The 19,609-nt window shown below is 37.8% G+C and carries 20 protein-coding genes; 3 read left to right on the forward strand and 17 right to left on the reverse strand.

The window, feature by feature from the left end:
• Nucleotides 1–9: 9 nt before the first annotated feature.
• The 5 genes from GH715_RS03965 to GH715_RS03985 form a co-directional block, all read right to left on the reverse strand.
• Nucleotides 10–528, reverse strand: coding sequence for a hypothetical protein (locus GH715_RS03965; RefSeq protein ID WP_240469342.1), 519 nt, complete (start codon nucleotides 526–528; stop codon nucleotides 10–12).
• Nucleotides 529–1,038: 510 nt separating this feature from the next.
• On the reverse strand, nucleotides 1,039–1,317 hold the full coding sequence (locus GH715_RS03970; RefSeq protein ID WP_163578446.1) for a hypothetical protein: 279 nt from the start codon (nucleotides 1,315–1,317) through the stop codon (nucleotides 1,039–1,041).
• Between the two features lie 33 nt (nucleotides 1,318–1,350).
• Nucleotides 1,351–1,629: a hypothetical protein gene (locus GH715_RS03975; protein WP_163578447.1), complete on the reverse strand. Its 279-nt coding sequence runs from the start codon at nucleotides 1,627–1,629 to the stop codon at nucleotides 1,351–1,353.
• A 145-nt stretch (nucleotides 1,630–1,774) separates the two neighbouring features.
• Complete coding sequence (locus tag GH715_RS03980) at nucleotides 1,775–2,293, reverse strand: DoxX family protein (protein ID WP_153834342.1); 519 nt, start codon at nucleotides 2,291–2,293, stop codon at nucleotides 1,775–1,777.
• 53 nt (nucleotides 2,294–2,346) lie between these two features.
• Nucleotides 2,347–2,865, reverse strand: a complete 519-nt coding sequence (locus GH715_RS03985; protein ID WP_153834343.1) for a DoxX family protein — start codon at nucleotides 2,863–2,865, stop codon at nucleotides 2,347–2,349.
• A 247-nt stretch (nucleotides 2,866–3,112) separates the two neighbouring features.
• Here GH715_RS03985 and GH715_RS03990 point away from each other — a divergent pair, with 247 nt between their 5' ends.
• Nucleotides 3,113–4,033 carry an aldo/keto reductase gene (locus GH715_RS03990; RefSeq protein WP_153834344.1) on the forward strand — a complete coding sequence of 307 codons (921 nt, stop codon included), beginning with the start codon at nucleotides 3,113–3,115 and terminating at the stop codon, nucleotides 4,031–4,033.
• Nucleotides 4,034–4,106: 73 nt separating this feature from the next.
• Here GH715_RS03990 and GH715_RS03995 read toward each other — a convergent pair whose 3' ends face one another.
• The 5 genes from GH715_RS03995 to GH715_RS04015 all read right to left on the reverse strand — a co-directional run bounded on the left by GH715_RS03995 (nucleotide 4,107) and on the right by GH715_RS04015 (nucleotide 8,947).
• Nucleotides 4,107–4,529 (reverse strand): hypothetical protein, encoded by a 423-nt coding sequence (locus tag GH715_RS03995; protein ID WP_153834345.1) that lies wholly within the window; start codon nucleotides 4,527–4,529, stop codon nucleotides 4,107–4,109.
• Between the two features lie 277 nt (nucleotides 4,530–4,806).
• Nucleotides 4,807–5,628: a sugar phosphate isomerase/epimerase family protein gene (locus GH715_RS04000; RefSeq protein ID WP_153834346.1), complete on the reverse strand. Its 822-nt coding sequence runs from the start codon at nucleotides 5,626–5,628 to the stop codon at nucleotides 4,807–4,809.
• Nucleotides 5,625–6,803, reverse strand: a complete 1,179-nt coding sequence (locus tag GH715_RS04005) for a dihydrodipicolinate synthase family protein (RefSeq protein WP_153834347.1) — start codon at nucleotides 6,801–6,803, stop codon at nucleotides 5,625–5,627. The genes GH715_RS04000 and GH715_RS04005 overlap by 4 nt, the downstream gene beginning before the upstream one ends.
• Nucleotides 6,804–6,816: 13 nt before the next feature.
• Nucleotides 6,817–7,968, reverse strand: a complete 1,152-nt coding sequence (locus GH715_RS04010) for a Gfo/Idh/MocA family protein (RefSeq protein WP_153834348.1) — start codon at nucleotides 7,966–7,968, stop codon at nucleotides 6,817–6,819.
• Between the two features lie 157 nt (nucleotides 7,969–8,125).
• Nucleotides 8,126–8,947: a helix-turn-helix transcriptional regulator gene (locus tag GH715_RS04015; RefSeq protein WP_153834349.1), complete on the reverse strand. Its 822-nt coding sequence runs from the start codon at nucleotides 8,945–8,947 to the stop codon at nucleotides 8,126–8,128.
• 131 nt (nucleotides 8,948–9,078) lie between these two features.
• Between GH715_RS04015 and GH715_RS04020 the strand changes: the two genes are divergently transcribed.
• Nucleotides 9,079–10,260, forward strand: coding sequence for a Gfo/Idh/MocA family protein (locus tag GH715_RS04020; protein ID WP_153834350.1), 1,182 nt, complete (start codon nucleotides 9,079–9,081; stop codon nucleotides 10,258–10,260).
• 43 nt (nucleotides 10,261–10,303) lie between these two features.
• Here the strand turns inward: GH715_RS04020 and GH715_RS04025 are convergent, their stop codons facing one another.
• Both GH715_RS04025 and GH715_RS04030 read right to left on the reverse strand, forming a co-directional pair.
• Nucleotides 10,304–10,552, reverse strand: a complete 249-nt coding sequence (locus GH715_RS04025; RefSeq protein ID WP_153834351.1) for a hypothetical protein — start codon at nucleotides 10,550–10,552, stop codon at nucleotides 10,304–10,306.
• 36 nt (nucleotides 10,553–10,588) lie between these two features.
• Nucleotides 10,589–11,479 (reverse strand): helix-turn-helix domain-containing protein, encoded by an 891-nt coding sequence (locus tag GH715_RS04030; protein WP_153834352.1) that lies wholly within the window; start codon nucleotides 11,477–11,479, stop codon nucleotides 10,589–10,591.
• A gap of 276 nt (nucleotides 11,480–11,755) precedes the next feature.
• Between GH715_RS04030 and GH715_RS04035 the strand changes: the two genes are divergently transcribed.
• Entirely contained in the window at nucleotides 11,756–14,125 is a 2,370-nt protein-coding gene (locus tag GH715_RS04035) for a carbohydrate binding domain-containing protein (RefSeq protein ID WP_153834353.1), read from the forward strand.
• 63 nt (nucleotides 14,126–14,188) lie between these two features.
• Here GH715_RS04035 and dhaM read toward each other — a convergent pair whose 3' ends face one another.
• From dhaM to glpK, 5 genes are all read right to left on the reverse strand, one after another.
• Nucleotides 14,189–14,575, reverse strand: coding sequence for a dihydroxyacetone kinase phosphoryl donor subunit DhaM (gene dhaM, locus GH715_RS04040; RefSeq protein WP_153834354.1), 387 nt, complete (start codon nucleotides 14,573–14,575; stop codon nucleotides 14,189–14,191).
• 2 nt (nucleotides 14,576–14,577) lie between these two features.
• Nucleotides 14,578–15,198, reverse strand: a complete 621-nt coding sequence (dhaL, locus tag GH715_RS04045) for a dihydroxyacetone kinase subunit DhaL (RefSeq protein WP_153834355.1) — start codon at nucleotides 15,196–15,198, stop codon at nucleotides 14,578–14,580.
• A 12-nt stretch (nucleotides 15,199–15,210) separates the two neighbouring features.
• Nucleotides 15,211–16,203: a dihydroxyacetone kinase subunit DhaK gene (gene dhaK / locus GH715_RS04050; RefSeq protein WP_153834356.1), complete on the reverse strand. Its 993-nt coding sequence runs from the start codon at nucleotides 16,201–16,203 to the stop codon at nucleotides 15,211–15,213.
• Nucleotides 16,204–16,320: 117 nt separating this feature from the next.
• A complete protein-coding gene (locus tag GH715_RS04055) occupies nucleotides 16,321–17,973 on the reverse strand; it encodes a glycerol-3-phosphate dehydrogenase/oxidase (protein WP_153834357.1) in 1,653 nt (550 codons plus the stop codon).
• Nucleotides 17,974–18,093: 120 nt separating this feature from the next.
• Nucleotides 18,094–19,584 carry a glycerol kinase GlpK gene (gene glpK / locus GH715_RS04060; RefSeq protein WP_153834358.1) on the reverse strand — a complete coding sequence of 497 codons (1,491 nt, stop codon included), beginning with the start codon at nucleotides 19,582–19,584 and terminating at the stop codon, nucleotides 18,094–18,096.
• Between the last annotated feature and the right edge of the window lie 25 nt (nucleotides 19,585–19,609).

A 19,609-nucleotide genomic window follows, 5' to 3' on the forward strand; every position in this document is an offset into this window, starting at 1 on the left:
GAACATGGGTCATTCTTCATATTCCCATAAAATTCGCCATTCTTGATCCTCTTCAGCTAAAATAACTGGTTGATCAATTTCTAAATAACCATATTTACTCTGATAAATATAGGTTACGATAAGTCGGTAAACGGTTTGAGTGTTTGCCAGTTCAGTTGTCATTTGATAATTTTCAATTTTTACCGGTTCACTGATCGTAAAATCAAACGTGTTAACGCCAAAGTGTTCGAGAAATACGTGGGCACGATCTTGAATGTAGTCACTTTTGTCAAATCTGTTCTTCATAGAAGAGTGAAACATCTCCCACGAATTAGAGAAGTCCCCATTTTGTTCGTATTGATAAAACTGTTCTGCCACTTTTTCCACTTCTCGCTCTGTAGAAAAAAACTGTACAATCGCATAAACAACTAACGTGATGAAAGCTATCGTGAAGATCAATCCGATTAACAATATGATGTTACGGTTTTTTTGATATTGATAACGGCGAAATTTCATATTTATCACCCATTTTTTAAAATTATCATTCATTTAAAAAGTCTTTATATAAGCATATTCGCTATTATCTAATTTAGTATTGCTATTATTTACAAATAAAATAGTTCTATATACCTATTGTAATCGCTTACTAAATTTTATATAATGAAATCGGTTACAATAATAGTTGTTGTGTACATATACTGTTCACATCTTTCTGAGGTGTGGATACATGTACAGTATTTTGATTCAAAATAGATTGTCCCCCTTTGCACCCTATAATATAGGGTGCCTTTTTTTGTTTACAACAACAAAACTGCTTTAACGAGGTCACCGACCCTGCTTGTTTTTGTGATGTGGAGTAGATACAAACTGCGAAGTAATGAAAATTCTATTTAGTCGCTAAGTTAACAGGACGATTCTTCTGGGGATATCTCCTTCTCTTCCCTAGATATGGGCATTTATCCTTGGAAGAGAAGACTTTTCCCCGGAACAGAACGCTGCTTCCGGGGATATCCTTTGCTGTTCCAAGGATATCTCCTTCTCTTCCCTAGATATAAGCGTTTATCCCCGGAAGAGAAGACTTTTTCCCCGGAACAGAACATCGCTTCGGGGGATATTCTTTGCTGTTCCAAGGATTTCTCCTTCTCTTCCCTGGATATAAGCGTTTATCCCCGGAAGAGAAGACTTTTTCCCCGGAACAGAACATCGCTTCCGGGGATATTCTTTGCTGTTCCAAGGATTTCTCCTTCTCTTCCCTGGATATAAGCCTTTATCCCCGAAAGAGAAGACTTTTTCCCCGGAACAGAACATCGCTTTCGGGGATATCCTTTGCTGTTCCAAGGATATCTCCTTCTCTTCCCTAGATATAAGCGTTTATCCCCGGAAGAGAAGACTTTTTCCCCGGAACAGAACGCCGCTTCGGGGGATATCCTTTGCTGTTCCAAGGATTTCTCCTTCTCTTCCCTGGATATAAGCATTTATCCCCGGAAGAGAAGACTTTTTCCCCGGAACAGAACGCCGCTTCGGGGGATATCCTTTGCTGTTCCAAGGATTTCTCCTTCTCTTCCCTGGATATAAGCATTTATCCCCGAAAGAGAAGACTTTTTCCCCGGAACAGAACATCGCTTTCGGGGATATCCTTTGCTGTTCCAAGGATATCTCCTTCTATGGGGAATTGCCCACTCTCAAAGGAAGAAACAAATCCATACCTCAGTTACTTCGCAGATTATGGATTTTGTGCTATTCTTTGATATTCTTAGAACAAAAAACACACTCCACTTGGGAGCGTGTTTTTTGCTTAGTGTGCTTCTGCTTGTTTTATAAAGCTTTCTTCATTTTTGCTTGTTACTTTTTCTTTGATGAAAGGAATCACATATCTGTCTAATCCAAATCTTCCTGCGTTATAACCTGCTACAAGTAAGAATAATGTGAGTAAAATCATTTGACCATTTGTGCTGATTGTTCCACTGAACAGGAATGCAAAGTTCATCATGATTCCCATTAATGCTGCGAAATTAGTAAATACACCTAGGATAAGCGCGATACCTACTAGTAATTCTCCCCACATAACGAGGAATGTAAAAATATCAGCTCCAGGGATCGCAACAGCTTCTAGGAACGCTGCCCACCAGCCTTGAACAGTTGGATGTTCACCACCTGCGTTTGCTACAGCTCCTTGCAAAAATCCGCTAGCATCGAATTCTCCACCAGTAATCTTGCCCCAACCAGCTGTCATCCATTGATACCCTATATACACTCTAATAAAAGCTAAGATTCCAGCTACTACTTTATTATTTCTTAAAAAATTTACAAACATTTGAAATCACTCCTTTTAGTTTTTGTTCAATATTTCACATATTAAGCTATAAGTTAATTTGTTTCTGCAACAACTTGTTTCATTTGATTTCTTCTTTTATCTGCTATTTTTTTACGAATAAATGGAATTACATAACGATCTAATCCGAGTCTACCTGCGTTCAACCCTGCTGCTAATAAGAATGCTGTTAATAAAATCATTTGTGGGTTACTGCTTACTGTTCCACTAAAAACAAAGGCAAAGTTCATTACAATTCCCATTAATGCTGTAAAGTTTGTGAAGATTCCTAGAATAAGTGCAATTCCTACTAAGAACTCTCCCCACATTACTAGAAAGCTGAAGACATTTGCTCCTGGTATCGCGACATTTTCAAGAAATGCTGCCCACCAGCCTTGAACTGCTGGATGGTCACCACTTGCTTTAGCTACTGCTCCTTGTAAATAACCGGATGCATCGAAACCTCCTGTTATTTTCCCCCAACCAGATGTTAACCAAGTGTACCCTAAATAAATACGAATAATAGCTAGAAAACCTGCAACATAACGATTAGATCTTAAGAATTCTAAAAACATCTTCCATCACTCCTTCTAAATGTTCATAATTTCACATTTTATTTTGTGTTTGTTATATTTATTACACTTATATCATATCATAATTGTTTTTCTTTTCAATAATCATGTTCATTAATTCACATTTTGATCAATTCTTTGTGTCTAATTTGTGACATCGCTTCCTTTTTCAGTTATCCTAATAATACATGCTTTTATTTGTAAGGGATAAACTATCACTTATAACTAAAAAAGAGATGAGGTGCAAAGTATGAAATATCGTAGACTCGGTAAAACAAATTTAGATGTCTCAGTTGTAGGAATTGGAACTTGGCAATTCGGTGGTGAATGGGGAAAGGATTTTATGCAATTAGAAGTTGATCAGATTCTCGATCAGGCAAAACAAGAAGGAATCAACTTGATCGACACTGCTGAATGTTATGGTGATCATCTCTCTGAACAATTTATCGGTGATTATTTAAGTAGGAATAATCGTGAAGACTGGATTGTAGCAACTAAATTCGGTCACCATTTTCATCGAAATTTTGAACGGACGCGCCATTGGTCTGCAGGTGAAGTGTTAAAACAACTGGATGACTCCTTGAGATCATTAAGAACGGATTACATCGATGTTTATCAGGCCCATTCCTGTACTGATGAAGAATTTACTAATGATGACTTATGGACCATGTTAGACAAACAGAAACAGGCAGGTAAGATTCGCCACTTAGCAATTTCATTAGCAGGAAATGATGATAGCTATCAGACTGATAAAGCAACAGAAGTTGGAGCTGAAGCAATTCAAGTAGTATATAATCGCCTTGATCGTGCACCAGAGGAAAAAATATTTCCCTCTGCCATCAACCAAGACCTTGGTGTTTTGGCTAGGGTCCCATTAGCAAGTGGCTATTTAAGTGGCAAATATAAACCAGGTTCTACATTTGAAAAAAATGATGTACGATCCAGACATGACCGTGACAAAATCGACCGCTTGTTAAGAATCGTTGAAGAAATTGCTCGTCACGAAGTTCCTGAAGGAGTAAATATGGCAAGTTGGGCACTTGCTTGGTGCTTAAAACACGATGCTGTCACGACTGTTATACCAGGTTGTAAAAACCGAGAACAGGTTATCTCCAATGCACGTGCGGCTGATTTAGATATCGTTTCAGAGAAACATCCTCAGGCGAAATGAATTATCCTGTTAATTGTTTCAATAAAAAAACAACAGCTTATTCATTGATGGAAGCTGTTGTTTTTTTATGTAATTATCCGCCATATACATCATCACGAACTGTAGAGCTACTACTATTACCGCTGCTACTGCTGGAACTACTAGAACTGCTGGAACTGTTATTATTATCTTGGTAATAGTAACTATTATTAGTGCTGGAGTCTACTTGCTCAGTTCCTCCATATAGTTTTTCTTCATCTTCTAGTTCAACAGTTTCATCGACTTCTTCCTCATCTTCTTCGTTTTCATCCTGATCCTCTTCTTCAGCTAATATTTCTAACCCCTGGGGTAAATGAATATTTATCGTGCTTAATGCCTTTGTTTGATGAAGATCATAAGCATATTGCTGAATGGAATTATTATTAAAGACTGTTTTACCATCAAGGTAGCTTTTAATAAACCACCCTATGCCAATTAGTAATGTTATCCCTACTGCAATTGTGATGTATAAGGCCATTGAATCTTGATTATTTCTCAGGGCTCTCCCCTCCAAACATTACGACATTCATACTACTAAATTACCATTGAAAGATAAAAATGTAAATAAATCTAGTCTAAACCATTCAGAATACACTAACTTTCCTAGTTTTTAACTCAAATCTAAAGTCAGATTTTTATCAAATTGGATCTCTGAATGATGGTGCTGGAGCTTTTTTCATGATCAACCCTCCATTTTTATATGAAAGGAGTGTACCCCTAAAAGATACACTCCTTCATCCCATCCTTATCAGTATTTATACATGTTTAGCAAAACTTTGCTTGACCTCTTGCAATACGTCATCCCCATCACGATCCCACAATGATTGATTAATAATCTCAACCTCGATTGGACCATGATAACCTGCTGCTTCTACTGCTTTTCTCATTCTATTAATTTCGATCACACCGTCTCCCATCATAAAACGGCCTTTAAACATATCATCCATTGGTACTTTCCAGTCAGACACATGAAATCCTAAAATTCTTCCTTTTGCGCGTTCGATTTCCGCATAAAGGTTTGGATCCCACCAAACATGATAGACATCAACAATAACCCCCACTTCACTTGGGTCATATTTTTCTGCGATAGTTGTCGCTTGCTCCATTGTGTTAATAACTGACCTGTCTGCAGCAAACATCGGATGTAAAGGTTCAATCGCTAATTTTACACCATAATCCTTTGCAAAAGGGACTAACTTGTCAATTCCTTCCGCAACTTGTTCTCTTGCTGTAGCAATATCTTTATCAGCACTTGGACCACAAACCAATACTAATGTATCCGTACCTAATTCTGCCGCTTCTTCCACAGCACGTTTATTATCATCAATTCTATCTGCTCTTTCTTTCTCAGTAGCAGCAGGAAACATCCCACCACGACAAATACTCGATACTTGTAATCCTGCATCCTGAATCAGCTGTTTTGATTTTTTTAAGCCGATTTCTGCTATTTTATGACGCCAAATCGAAATCCATGGTACATCATGACGGAGGCAACCTTCAACAGCTTCCTGAAGATTCCATTGTTCGGTTGTAATTTGATTTAAACTAAGACGATTCATTAACTGTTCATCTGTCATCGTGTTCCCTCCTGATTCACACCAGCAAGTTCTAATGTCAAACGCATTCTATCTGTTGCTAATTCTGGGTTTCTTAATAATCCAGCTTCATCCGCCATCACAAATAAATCAGACAAATGAACAATCGAACGTGCACCTTCTTTTCCACCGATCATCCGGAAATGATCTTGATGACCATTCAAGTATGCCATAAAGACAACACCTGTTTTATAAGAAAAAGTTGGCGTCTGGAAAATATGGCGAGATAACGGCACTGTTTTTTCTAATAATTGGTCATATTTCTCTAGATCACCTGCATCTAATGCATGCATTGCCGCTGCTGCTGCTGGCGCAATTGCATCAAAGATTCCTAACAAGGCATGACTGTATCCTTGCTCATCTCCTTTGATTAACGCTGGATAGTTAAAATCATCACCAGTATACATTCTGACACTATCTGGTAACTTACGACGCATCTCAATTTCTTTTTGATCATCTAGGAGCGAAATCTTAATACCATCCACTTTCGCTTCATTGTCTCGAATAATTTGCAAGCATACTTCCATTGCTTCATCTAAATCTTCGTGGCCCCAGTAACCTTTTAATGCGGGATCAAACATGTCACCAAGCCAATGTAAAATAACGGGTTGGGAAACATTTTCTAAAATTTTATTATAGACACGCTGATAATCCTCTGGACCTTGTGCACAGGCTGCAAGTGCTCTACTTGCCATTAAAATAATTTGCCCACCTTCTCCTTCCACAAAAGAAACTTGTTCTTCATATGCTCTTTCTACGTCTTCTAATGTAACGGACGGAGATGGCTCAAGATGATCTGTTCCAACCCCACTTGCCATATTCCCACCAACAGATTTTGCTTCTTTAATCGAGCGTGATATTAGCTCTTTCGCACCTTCCCAGCTTAACCCCATTCCGCGTTGGGCGGTATCCATTGCTTCTGCTACAGATAATCCGAGTGACCATAAATAATGGCGATACTCCATCGTTTTATCCCAATCTATTTGAGCATTAAGTGTAGGATCAGCATCTGCTAAAGGATCGGCTACCACATGAGCAGCCGAGAATGCAGTCCTTTTTTCAAAAGGTTTATCTGTTGGAACATCAAAAGGTGTATAATTACTAGCTTCATAAGTATATAGTTTTCGATCCTTATTCGGTAAAATGAGCTTCGTCATTTTGTGTACCTCCTTACAATTTGATTTCTGGTACCTCTACCCAGCGTCTTTCTTCCCATGATTGTAAACCAAGGTCAGAAAGTTGCGTTCCTTTTGCACCTTCAAGCAGATCCCAAGGGAATTCCTCATCTGCAAAGACATGCTTTAAGAACAACTCCCACTGTACTTTGAACCCATTGTCATACACATCATTTGTTGGTACTTCCTGCCATTGTGCTTGGAAATCAAATGGATTTTCAATATCCGGGTTCCACGTTGGTTTTGGTGTATTGACACGATGTTGTACTTTGCAATCGCGAAGCCCTGCAACTGCACTACCTTCCGTACCATCCACTTGAATAGTTAACAAATCATCACGATTTACTCTTACTGCCCAAGATGAGTTTGCCTGTACAATCACACCATTATCTAATTCAAATGTTCCATATGCAGCATCATCTGCAGTTGCTTGATATCTTTCACCATTTTCATCAACACGCTCCGGAATATGGGTAGCACCTAAGCAAGACACTGCTTTGACATTGCCAAAAAGGTTATCAATAACATAACGCCAATGTGCAAACATATCGACGATAATACCACCGCCATCTTCTTTCCGATAGTTCCAAGATGGACGTTGTGCTTCTTGCCAATCCCCTTCAAACACCCAATAACCAAATTCCATTCTTACTGATAACATTTTGCCAAAGAAACCGGAATCGATAAGACGCTTTAATTTGAGTAGACCTGGTAAAAATAATTTATCTTGTACTACTCCATTTTTCACTCCTGCTTCCCTTGCCAATCTTGCTAGTTCAACAGATCCTTCTAGGTTAGTAGCTGTTGGCTTTTCACAATAAATATGTTTTCCAGCTGCTATTGCTTGCTTAATACTATCAGCGCGCCTAACCGTTGTTTGAGAGTCAAAATAAATTTCATTATAATCATCGTTTAATGCCGCCTCTAAATCTGATGAATAGCGGTCAATGCCATGCGCTTCTGCCAACGCTTTCAATTTCTTTTCGTTTCTCCCTACTAAGATTGGGTCAGGCATTAATGTATCTTCATTCTTTAATAAAACACCGCCTTGCTCTCTAATTGCTTTAATAGAACGAATTAAGTGTTGGTTCGTTCCCATTCTTCCTGTAACCCCATTCATAATAATGCCGATTTTATGTTCTGCCATTATTTTTTCCCCTTTCAGTTGCTAATTTATATTAAGTTTAGCTTAATAAAAAAAATTCGTCTTATTAATCTAAGAACGAATTTCTTAAAATCGGAAATGAAATGGAGAGATTACTAGCATTTTAGACGATGTTATGGCAACTTTCCATAATTCAACATCAACTTCGCTTATCAATATGCTGTTGTTTAGTCCGGTACTTATTAGGAGAAATCTCCGTAATGTTCTTAAAGGCTCGATAAAAGGTAGAAAGCGACTCAAATCCAACTTCAAAACAAATCGAAGCAATATCTTTGTCCGTTTCTGCTAACATTTTCTTAGCTAGACCTACGCGCACTTCTGTTAAATATTGAACAGGGGTCATATAATAGGTTTCTTTGAAAATTGTATTCATATGTCTCGTACTTATTCCGAGCCGTGATGCCAAGTCTTCTGCATGGATCCAATCAAAGTAATGGGAATCAATATAATCTTTTAGCCGCTCTGCCCGTAAGGTATTCGCATCGACTTTTTCATTATTTTTCCCGCCACGTGCGATTAATAATAAAAGTTGTGACAAGTATGTGCGTAACGCTGTTTCCTGATGCAGACTGTCATGAGCTTGTTCATAAAGCATTGTCCGCAATAGCTGGCGAATCTCACTACTATTAAAAGGGTTTAAACCGATAAATTTAGATCCGTATAATGATTTCTCAAATAATTCTGTATTCGTTCCGTCTTTAATTCGTCTATCAAAGGCGAGCACCAAGACAGTTAATTTATGATCCGAAATAATCGCATGTGGTGTCAATGGTGTAATAAATGTTAGGTGATCCTGTTCAAGAAGATATTCTTTTCCATCTAAGATGATTTTACCTGTCCCTTCAAGCGCGTAAAGTAGTTGATAGACTTGGTGGTGATGTTCTTCAATACGGTCACCAGCGTGATGCTTGCTTTCATATAGTTGTATACCGAATGGTTCGATTCGAATATCTTTTAACATGGAACTTCCTCCAGATTTCAGATTTTTTTGTTTAGTTTTCCAGCATCTACTGCGAAAAATAGGAAGTTGTGATATATTGCTATTATATAGTATTGATTTTAAAAAAAGCAAAAAGTGAGGAGATTTGTCCTATGGATAACCAGATTTCCATTGTATTAGTTGGTATCGGAGGTTATGGAAATGTTTATTTGAAAAATTTATTTGAAAACAATTATGAAAACGTATTCTTGAAAGGTGCTGTTGATGTTGCACCTGAACAGTCAAGGTATTATCAGGAAATCAAGGATAAAAATATCCCCATCTATGATACGTTGGAACAATTCTATCAAGATCATCAAGCTGACCTTGCCATTATATCGACTCCTATCCATCTACATAAGGAACAAGCATGTCTTGCGATGGAAAGAGGCAGTCACGTCCTTTGTGAAAAACCAGCAACAGCCAATCGCGAGCATTTGCAGGAAATGATTGAAACACGGGATCGTACCCAGAAAAATTTAGCAATCGGATTTAACTGGTCTTTTACTAAATCAATTCAATCTTTAAAACAGGATATATTAAGCGGAGCATTTGGTCGTCCGATCAGGATGAAAAGTCTAGTATTATGGCCCCGAAACGCTGACTATTTTAATCGATCTGGGTGGGCAGGAAAAAAATATAGTCCAGACGGAGAGATGATTTTTGATAGTGTTGCCAATAATGCTACCGCACATTTCTTACACCATCTACTCTATTTATCTGGTGATTCTATTGAAACGAGTGCGGAAATCGATCAAATTTCGGCTGAATTATATCGTGCCAATCCAATAGAAACATTTGATACATGTGCAATTCATATCCATACCAAAAATGATATAGAAATGGTTTATCTTGCTTCGCATGCTGTTGCTGATGAACATCGTCCGAAATATACATTAGAGTTTGAAGATGCAACAATCACCTATCATCCAGAGGGAGAACGCGGGGATATTATAGCTAAGTGGCATGACGGCAGAGAAAAGGTATACGAAGATCCTGAAAATATTCATATAGTAAAATTAGAAGTTATGTTAGAAGCGCTCCGTAATGAAAAACAAAGTATTTTATGTGGACCGGAAGCCGCAAGTGCACATGTCAATGCGATTTACGGAATACACCAATCCGTAAAGGACATACCTAAATTTCCTAAACATTGGATAGCTTATGACGAAGACCGAAAATTGACGACTGTTCAAGGATTAGATGAGACATTAAAACAATGCTATCATCAGTTTTGTCTTCCAAATGATTTAGGTGTTGAATGGAGTAATCCGGGAAAGATTGTGAAATTTTAAATAGACCTTAAAAAGCCATGGCATAGGTTTACCATGGCTTCTCTTATTTGGAATGAAGAAGTGAAGGGTGAAAACTTAAAACGGCTTCTACATTCTCGTTATACATCATTTCTTTGTAGCTATGGTAGAAAGGAATATCGGGATAATGGTAATAGACTATTCTTTTTATGGAAGGATCTTTATCAAAGATTGCAACTACATTTAAGTTTTGAATTAACCCATCATTGATAAAAGAGATATAATCATTAACTTCTTGATTCCAACCAACAATACCTAACCTTAATAATCCCATTCGTCAAAACTCCTTCTTTATAATACTTGGTAAGCGCTATCTTTTTAAGTAAGATAAATGAAGAGAATTATCATTATTCGCATTATTATAAATTTCAAGACGCTTTTTTCGGTAATCTCTTGGGGTTATGCCAACCTTCTCCTTGAAGTATCGACTAAAGTGTGAAATATTTTCAAAACCACTCTCATACGCGATTTCTTGCACTGGTTTCTTTTCTTCTGCTTCTAGCAAATATTTAACTTGTTTCAGCCGGCACGCCATCACATATTCCATTATCGTATATCCTGTCATCTCTTTAAATACGTGCGATACATATGATTTATTTAAGCAAAGGTTGTACGCAATTTCTGAAATGGTAATTTTATCTTGAAAATGATGCTGAATATAGGATGCGATTTTTTCAGCATGCTCTGCTTTACTGCTAAATTCTTTACTGACATTTAAACAATCATCCCTAAAAAGGAAATTAATCCACACTAGCATTTGACCTAGCAAGAATTTCAGTTCCCATTCCTTCTCGGAGTACATCATGCTCTTACATCGATCAACATGATCCATCTTTTTAAAAATCTCTTCTATCTGTTGAATACTTTGCGAGTTATTTGTACGAATTAGGTAATGGGAATGATGAAATACATTTAGTAATTCTATTGCCTTCATGGAATGTAAGACTGGTTCTATTACTTCTGGAATAAAATGAATATGACTTCTAATGTATTCACCCTCTTCTGGTATATTTGGTTTATGGAGAGCAAGTCCATCCATTAACAAAATATCTCCAGGTTGTAAATCATAGATTTGATTGTTAATAAGGTAACGACAAACGCCTTTGTGGAACATAAAAATTTCAAAATCTTCATGGGAATGTAGTTTTTGATGATCAGGATTTCCGCTTAATTGGTACTTTACTGAGAACAATTTGTCCACTATTATTCTCACTCCTAAGCTATGTTAGTTTTATTTTATTGTATTATAAAACGGAATAAAATAACTAGCAGTGGCAAATTTCATTTCAAATTTTGCTGTGAGTGTTTTCTTTTCATAAATACTTGATTTTTAATTGTTTTGATGATATTAATGTAAACGCATAGTACCATACTAGGCAACCTAGAATATCTCTATGTGACTTGGCCGGGAAAGGAGGATTTAATACCATTAATTGAAAGCGCTATCTTCAAAAATTATATTAAGGATGTGTCTATTATGAGTAGAAAAAGGCTTTATTTTATTTTCATTTTAGTGTTAACAATTAGCTTCGTTTCAACTAATCTTTGGTTATCGCAAGTAAAAGCTACTTCACTAACTAGTGTTATTGAATGGGATGAAAATCGACAGCATATAGACGGATTTGGCGGATCAGGAGCTTTTCAGAAACCATCATATATTATGGAACTTCCAGAACCCCAAAGAACGAAAATTTTAGATATGATTTTTTCTCAAGAGGAAGGCATTGGATTATCCATGGTACGTAACTTAGTTGGAGATGGTGAAGCTACCTCTACAATCCAACCTGAGCCAGGGAAATATGTGTGGGATGAGCCAGATTGGGAATTAAAGAAAGATGATTTTGACAAGGATCAAATTTGGTTTATGAGAGAGGCGGAAAAACGAGGAGTTACTACATTTTTTAGTTCTGTTTGGAGTCCTCCTGCTTGGATGAAGACAAACGATAGTGTAATTGGTACGGGAGAAGGAAAATTAAAGAGAGAAAATTATCAAGACTTCGCAAATTATCTAGCTGAATATGTGCTAGGCTATAAGGAACATTTTGATCTTGATATAACTTATATTTCGATTGCCAACGAACCCCATTATGGTCCAAGTTATTCGGGAGCAGTTTGGACACCAGAGGAAATGAATATATTTATTCGAGATTATCTTGGGCCTACCTTCGAAGAAAGGAATGTTCCGGCTAAAATTGTAATGCCTGAACATATGCATTTTACTGAGGAGTATGCACTTCCATCACTAAATGATCCTGTTACGGTCGATTATATTGATGTAGTAGCTTCACACGCATATGGTATTGGCACTGAGGTCCCAGAATTTCCAGTATCAACAGAAAAAGGTAAAACGATTTGGCAAACAGAATATATGAACCAAGGGGAAGGCTTACAGTCTTATGAATTCAATACGATAAAAGATGGACTGCGCCACGCTAATTTAATTGGAGATATGTTTGATGTAACAGGGATTAGTGCATATTTCTGGTGGTGGCCAGCTGCTGTTAATGGTGCAGATGGTTCTGATTTAATACGTTTGACCACTGATGATGACGGTGAGGTAAATGGAATGTTTAGAGTTTTCAAAAGGTATTATGCATTTGGAAATTATAGTCGATTTATTCGTCCTGGCTATATCATGATTGGGTCAGACACATCCCCTGTTGAAGATGTAAAGATCACTGCATATAAAGATCCGAAAACAAATAATTTTAGTATCGTTGCTGTCAATAATAATGATACAAATCAAACCATCACATTTAAACTAGATCAGTTCCCTGAAAAAATAAAAGAACTTGTCCCATATCGAACATCAGGTAACGAAAACTTGAAAAAATTAGACAATGTGAAGGTTACGAATAACGGTAAATCTATTACGGTGAATTTACGTAGTAATAGTATAACCACTTTTATCCCGAAAGATTATGAGCTTCCAGCATTTGAAGATATGAAGGATGTCTTTTCAAGTTATGAGGCAGAAGAAAATGACGGTCAATCGAAAGGTATTCCAAAAAGTAAGGAAAAAACATACATTAAGCATGTTAGAAACGGCGACTATATTAAGTATGAAAATATAAATTTTGCAGATGGTACAGCTAATGGCCAACCTGGAATGGAACATATTTTATCAATGGATGCTTCTGTGAGGCCAATAAACGGGGGATTGATTGAAATTCGACTTGATGATCCAGTAGACGGACCCGTCGTAGGAGAAATGTCCGTTTCAACAGATAACTCTAATAAATGGGAAACAGTTTCGACCATGATTGATACAAATCCATCTGATGGTGCGTATGGTTTCCATGACATGTACCTTGTATTTAAAGGAGATAGCAGGAAAAAGCTTTTTGCTATAGATAAATTTACTTTCAATGATGGAATTGAAGAGCCTATCGAACTAGAAAAGCTTTTGTTTGATTATGAAGATGGCACAACGAATGGCTGGAAAGGTAGAGGGGGATCAGAAATATTAGAAGCTACACAAGTAGAGAAGCAATCTGGTGAATTTAGTTTAAAAACAACTAATCGGACTTCCTCTTGGCACGGGCCTTCTATTGATATTACAGACATGGTTGTAAAAGGAGAAGAATACGAATTCTCAGCCTATTTCTGTTTCGTTGATGCACCTAAAACTCCTAGTACGGTCAAATTCATGCTTGAAATAACAGATTTCGGAGGCACAACTTATTTACCACTTGAGGAGATAGAAACCAATAACGGTGAATGGATCCCATTAACAGGAAACTATACGATCAGTCAGGAAATTTCTTCCTTGAAATTATATGTTGAAACTTCCAATCCTGAAGATTCATTTTATATCGATAATGTTATAATTGATCCAATAAACTAATCTTTCCATCTAATATGAAACCTAATCCCCTGTCTTATCCAGTGATGACAGGGGATTCTTAAATTACATATTTATCTTCATTTTCTCTAAGCTAGATATAATTTCCTCTACAGACTTACCTAAGTTAGATTCCACAGCAGCAATATAAGAACCTTCTACAACTGGAATATCCTCAGCAATACGTATATTCGAAGACTCCAGTAATTCCATCGCCATTTCTGCGTTCATTTTAGCACTACCTAGATCATAAAAGATAATAGCACCACTTTCACCTGCAGCTTGTTCAATAGCTTCTTGGATTTTTTCTATACTCGTACCAATTTCATTGTCCTCTGTTCCACATGCCAGTGAAAGTGGCACATCATCGATAACTTGATCAATCAATGCCCTGATTCCTTGACCAATCGGAAAACTGTGGGAAACAATAATGATTCCTACCTTTTCTGCCATCTCTATTCCTCCAAATCGATTACTTCGGCCAGTGCTTCAAAAATATAAAAGGAAGACATCGAACCAGGATCTACATGTCCTTTGGAACGTTCTTTGAGATAAGAAGCTCGGCCTTTCGTTGCAGCCATTTCTCGTGTGTCCTCAATCGTTGCCTGACAAACTTCTAGAATACCGTGCCAATCTTGTACATCTTCTTCTTGAAGAAAGTTTGCTACTTGCTTCCATACATCATACATGGTTTTCTCTCCAAAATCTGCTTTACCACGAGCTTGGAGGCCTTCGACTGCATCATTTATCGCTTGTTTAAAGACTTTCTGATCTACTTCTTTCCCTTGCATTGCCAAAGACATTTTGAGAAACGCAGTTCCATACAAAGGACCTGATGCTCCACCTACTTTTGCCATTAATGTCATCGCAGCGCTTTTTAGGACATCCGCTGCGGAATCATATGATGTATGATTAACTTTTGCGACAACTTCATGGAATCCACGCGCCATATTAATGCCGTGATCCCCATCTCCGATCGCTTGATCCAGTTCTGTTAATTGATCTTTATGATCAAACATTCTTTTTTGAATTTCTTTCATCCAGTCCTTGGCTTTATCAACCGTTAATATAATCATCCAATTCTCCTTTTACACGTGAAATGCAATCGTTTTGACATCTTGAACTAATAAATCCTTTAATTCACTATCCAATTTTAATAATGTTATCGAGAATCCTTCCATATCAAGAGATGTCATATATTCCCCTACCCAGGTTTTGTACAGTGTAATCTCTTTTTCCATTAAAATCTCAGAGATCTTTCTATTTACAATATGTAGCTCCATTTCAGGTGTTGACCCTAAACCGTTTACCATTAATGCAACTTCTGCTTTCTCATAATTTATATCTGCTAAAATCTTGTCAACTAAAATGGTAGTTATGTTATCCGCTTCCTCCAATGGTAGTCGTTCTATCCCTGGCTCACCATGGATACCTATACCAATTTCCATCTCGTTATCTGCTAATGTAAAGCTTGGTTTTCCAGCAGCAGGTACAGTACATGATGATAATGCCACACCCATAGATCGAACATTTGCAATCGTTTTTTCAGCGACAGCTCTTACTTCTTCAAGTGATGCTCCCGTAGCTGCCTTAGCACCAGCTATTTTATGAACAAACACCGTGCCAGCAATTCCCCTTCTTCCCACTGTAAAGGTACTATCTTCCACAGCAACATCGTCATTCACAATTACACTTGCTATTTCTATCCCTTCCATTTCCGCCATTTCTTGTGCCATTTCAAAATTCATGACATCGCCCGTATAATTCTTGATAATTAAAAGAACACCATTTCCACTGTCCACCGCTTTAATTGCTTCGATTATTTGGTCAGGTGTTGGAGACGTGAAGACCTCTCCTGCTACGGCTGCATCTAACATACCTTTTCCAACAAATCCAGCATGTGCTGGCTCATGACCACTTCCGCCACCACTTACAATACCGACTTTTCCCTGTACCGGCGCATCACTTCTCGAAATGACAGTTGTACCTGGAAGCCTTTTCAGAAAGGTCGGATAAGCAGTCACTAATCCATCTAACATTTCATCCACGACATGATTGGCATTATTTATCACTTTTTTCATTTACCCATCACCTCTTTTTATTTATTTTCATCATAGCGGAAATTAATTGATTTTTCCAGTTTTTAGACAATAAAGATATAGTGGACTCAGCATGTTCGACTAAGTCCACTATTTCCTTTATTTATTAGTTGGATGTACAGCTTCGTATAATAATTGGTCCAGTTCCTCTGTATATGCTTCTTTAGTTTGATCGGACCATTTAAAGATTTGTTGCATCTCATGAATGACTGCTTGCTTCTCTTTTCTAACCCAGTTAATATCAAAGAATAGTGCACCTGTTCTACGAATAAAAAAGTCAACTGGTTTACAAGTCGCTTCATGCTCGATACTATAATGAAGCATTGCATATGTTACCGGTGCAAGAGAATGACCCTTGTTTACAGCTTGTTGATAGTAATCATAAACAATCGGAATATTAGAGCCATAACGTTGTACAAGCATTTTAGCCTCTTCTGCTGATAATCCTACTTCTACCCCTTTGGCAATTTGTTCTGTCATGTATGCTTTAAAACCTTTTGATCCACCAACATCACCACCTGATATTGGTAAATGCTTCGTATCACTCGGATAAAAGACCTTTTTTTCTGCCTGCACCATTTTATCACGAATGACATTTACAACATGTTCTGCCATTTTTCGATAACCTGTTAATTTACCACCGGCAATCGAAATAAGACCAGAATCTGATTCAAAAATCTCATCCTTACGTGAAATTTCGGAAGGATCTTTTCCCTCTTCATGAATTAATGGTCGTAATCCGGCCCAACTAGATTCAACATCATCAGCTGTAATCTGCTGATCAGGAAACATAAACGCTATCGCATCTAATACGTAATCCCTGTCTGCTTCCGTCATTGTCGGGTGTGCGATATTTCCTTGATAGACAGTATCTGTTGTTCCAACATACGTCTTCCCTTCACGTGGAATTGCAAATACCATTCGACCATCAGGTGTATCAAAATAGATCGCTTGTTTTAAAGGGAAACGTGATTGATCAAAGACAAGATGAATCCCTTTCGTCAATTGCAATGTTTTTCCTTTTTTGGAATGATCTTTTTCACGAATGGTATCTACCCATGGACCAGCGGCATTAACAATATATGTTGCATTCATTTCATGTACTTCATCAGTTAATTGATCAACTATCTTTACTCCGTTGACACGGCCGTTTTCATAGAGGAGATCAGATACTTTTGCATAGTTTAAGGCAAGAGCTCCTTTTTCCACTGCTTTTTTCATGACTTCCATCGTTAGTCTTGCATCATCGGTACGGTATTCGACATAATAGCCTGCACCTTTAAGTCCTTCATCTTTCAATAACGGTTCGCGTTTGATCGCTTCTTCCCGGCTAAGCATTTTTCGACGTTCTGATTTTTTAACGCCTGCAAGGAAATCGTACACCCGTAATCCAATGTTAGTTGAAAAAGGACCGAATGTCCCTTCTTGATAAAATGGAAGCATCATCCATTCAGGTGTTGTCACATGAGGACCATTTTCATATACAATCTCTCTTTCTTTCCCTACCTCAGCAACCATTTTCACTTCAAATTGTTTTAAATAACGTAACCCACCATGGACAAGCTTGGTAGATCTGCTTGAAGTACCCGCTGCAAAATCCTGCATTTCAACAACGGCAACATTTAACCCTCGTAAAACAGCATCAAGAGCAATTCCTGCACCTGTAATGCCACCACCTATTATGATCATATCCAATGAATTCTGTTTCATTTGATCAAACGTATTACTGCGATTTTTGCTTGAAAAAGTCATAGATTTCTCCCCTTTAAGTTCTGACAATCAATTGTTGTTCGTTTTTGGTTACAATAATAGTTTTTATTACGGAGCTGATCGTCCGTAATACTTCCGCCAATCGAAGTCTCACTTATTTTTTTATTTAAAAAGCCTGGTTGCTTCGACAGCTTTCTTCCAGCCTTTATATAGATCATCTCGCGTTTGACTGTCCATCTCACTATTGAATTGTTTATCTACCTTCCATTGACTGCTAATATTGTCTCTACTTTCCCAATAACCAACAGCTAAACCAGCTAAATAAGCTGCTCCCAATGCAGTTGTTTCAATCACTTCCGGTCTTTCTACTGGAACGTCCAATAAGTCACTTTGGAACTGCATTAAGAAATTATTCGCAACAGCACCACCGTCAACGCGTAATGATTTCACCTCGATATTTGAATCCTCAATCATCGCACCAAGTACATCCTTCGTCTGATATGCAATCGACTCTAATGTGGCACGGATAAAGTGTTCTTTTGTAGTACCTCTCGTTAAACCAAATACGGCACCACGAGCATCACTATCCCAATACGGTGTTCCTAACCCTACAAATGCCGGCACTAGATAAACACCGTCGGCTGACTCCACTCTTTCTGCATAGCTTTCCGTTTCTCCTGCATCTTTAAACATGCGTAATCCATCACGTAACCATTGAACAGCACTTCCGGCAACAAAGATACTTCCTTCCAGCGCATACTCCACCTTTCCATCGACACCACAAGCTAATGTGGTTAACAAGCCATGGTCGGACCTAACAGGCTCTTCACCAGTGTGCATCAGCATAAAGCAGCCTGTTCCATACGTATTTTTCACCATTCCTTTTTCAAAGCATGCCTGACCGAATAATGCTGCTTGCTGATCTCCTGCAGCACCAGCAATTGGAACATTCTGACCAAAGAAATGATAATCAACCGTTTCCCCATATATTTCCGACGATGATTTTACTTCTGGCAGCATGCTTTTGGGCACATCTAATATATCTAATAATTCTTCATCCCATTTCAAATCATAAATGTTGTACATTAAAGTACGGGAAGCATTGGAATAATCAGTTACATGGGCTTTGCCTCCAGTTAACTTGTAAATTAACCATGTATCTATGGTTCCAAAAAGTAACTTGCCTTGTTCTGCTTTTTCACGCGCTCCCTCTACGTGATCTAGAATCCATTTCACCTTTGTTCCAGAGAAATAAGCGTCAATCAATAGACCTGTTTTCTGACGGAATGTATCTTGGTAACCTGCTTCACGTAATTCCCGGCAAATATCTTCTGTCTGACGGGATTGCCAGACAATTGCTTTATAAATAGGTTTACCTGTTTCTTTATCCCAAACAACTGCTGTTTCACGTTGATTGGTAATCCCGATTCCGGCAATTTGGGATGCTTCGATATCTGCTTTTCTTAATGCTTCTGCAATACATGCCAATATAGAAGTCCATATTTCATTAGCATCGTGCTCCACCCAGCCAGACTTCGGGAAAAATTGTTGAAATTCCTGCTGTCCAACTTCAACAATCTCTCCTTTCTGATCAAAAATGATCGCTCTTGAACTAGTTGTTCCCTGATCAATTGATAAAATATACTTTTCCATTATACTTCCTCCCCAAAATGTATTT

It is taken from the genome of Gracilibacillus thailandensis, assembly GCF_010994055.1.
Classification (GTDB): Bacteria; Bacillota; Bacilli; order Bacillales; family Amphibacillaceae; genus Gracilibacillus; species Gracilibacillus lacisalsi.

Bases quoted from the DNA above. Each gene is read 5' to 3' on its own strand.
- GH715_RS03985 (WP_153834343.1), bottom strand. From the start codon at position 2,865: ATGTTTTTAGAATTCTTAAGATCTAATCGTTATGTTGCAGGTTTTCTA.
- GH715_RS04005 (WP_153834347.1), bottom strand. From the start codon at position 6,803: ATGACGAAGCTCATTTTACCGAATAAGGATCGAAAACTATATACTTAT.
- GH715_RS03990 (WP_153834344.1), top strand. From the start codon at position 3,113: ATGAAATATCGTAGACTCGGTAAAACAAATTTAGATGTCTCAGTTGTA.
- dhaL (WP_153834355.1), bottom strand. From the start codon at position 15,198: ATGATTATATTAACGGTTGATAAAGCCAAGGACTGGATGAAAGAAATT.
- dhaK (WP_153834356.1), bottom strand. From the start codon at position 16,203: ATGAAAAAAGTGATAAATAATGCCAATCATGTCGTGGATGAAATGTTA.
- dhaM (WP_153834354.1), bottom strand. From the start codon at position 14,575: ATGGCAGAAAAGGTAGGAATCATTATTGTTTCCCACAGTTTTCCGATT.
- GH715_RS04015 (WP_153834349.1), bottom strand. From the start codon at position 8,947: ATGTTAAAAGATATTCGAATCGAACCATTCGGTATACAACTATATGAA.
- glpK (WP_153834358.1), bottom strand. From the start codon at position 19,584: ATGGAAAAGTATATTTTATCAATTGATCAGGGAACAACTAGTTCAAGA.
- GH715_RS04055 (WP_153834357.1), bottom strand. From the start codon at position 17,973: ATGACTTTTTCAAGCAAAAATCGCAGTAATACGTTTGATCAAATGAAA.
- GH715_RS04020 (WP_153834350.1), top strand. From the start codon at position 9,079: ATGGATAACCAGATTTCCATTGTATTAGTTGGTATCGGAGGTTATGGA.
- GH715_RS04000 (WP_153834346.1), bottom strand. From the start codon at position 5,628: ATGACAGATGAACAGTTAATGAATCGTCTTAGTTTAAATCAAATTACA.
- GH715_RS03965 (WP_240469342.1), bottom strand. From the start codon at position 528: ATGAATGATAATTTTAAAAAATGGGTGATAAATATGAAATTTCGCCGT.
- GH715_RS03980 (WP_153834342.1), bottom strand. From the start codon at position 2,293: ATGTTTGTAAATTTTTTAAGAAATAATAAAGTAGTAGCTGGAATCTTA.
- GH715_RS04025 (WP_153834351.1), bottom strand. From the start codon at position 10,552: ATGGGATTATTAAGGTTAGGTATTGTTGGTTGGAATCAAGAAGTTAAT.
- GH715_RS04010 (WP_153834348.1), bottom strand. From the start codon at position 7,968: ATGGCAGAACATAAAATCGGCATTATTATGAATGGGGTTACAGGAAGA.
- GH715_RS03995 (WP_153834345.1), bottom strand. From the start codon at position 4,529: ATGGCCTTATACATCACAATTGCAGTAGGGATAACATTACTAATTGGC.
- GH715_RS04035 (WP_153834353.1), top strand. From the start codon at position 11,756: ATGAGTAGAAAAAGGCTTTATTTTATTTTCATTTTAGTGTTAACAATT.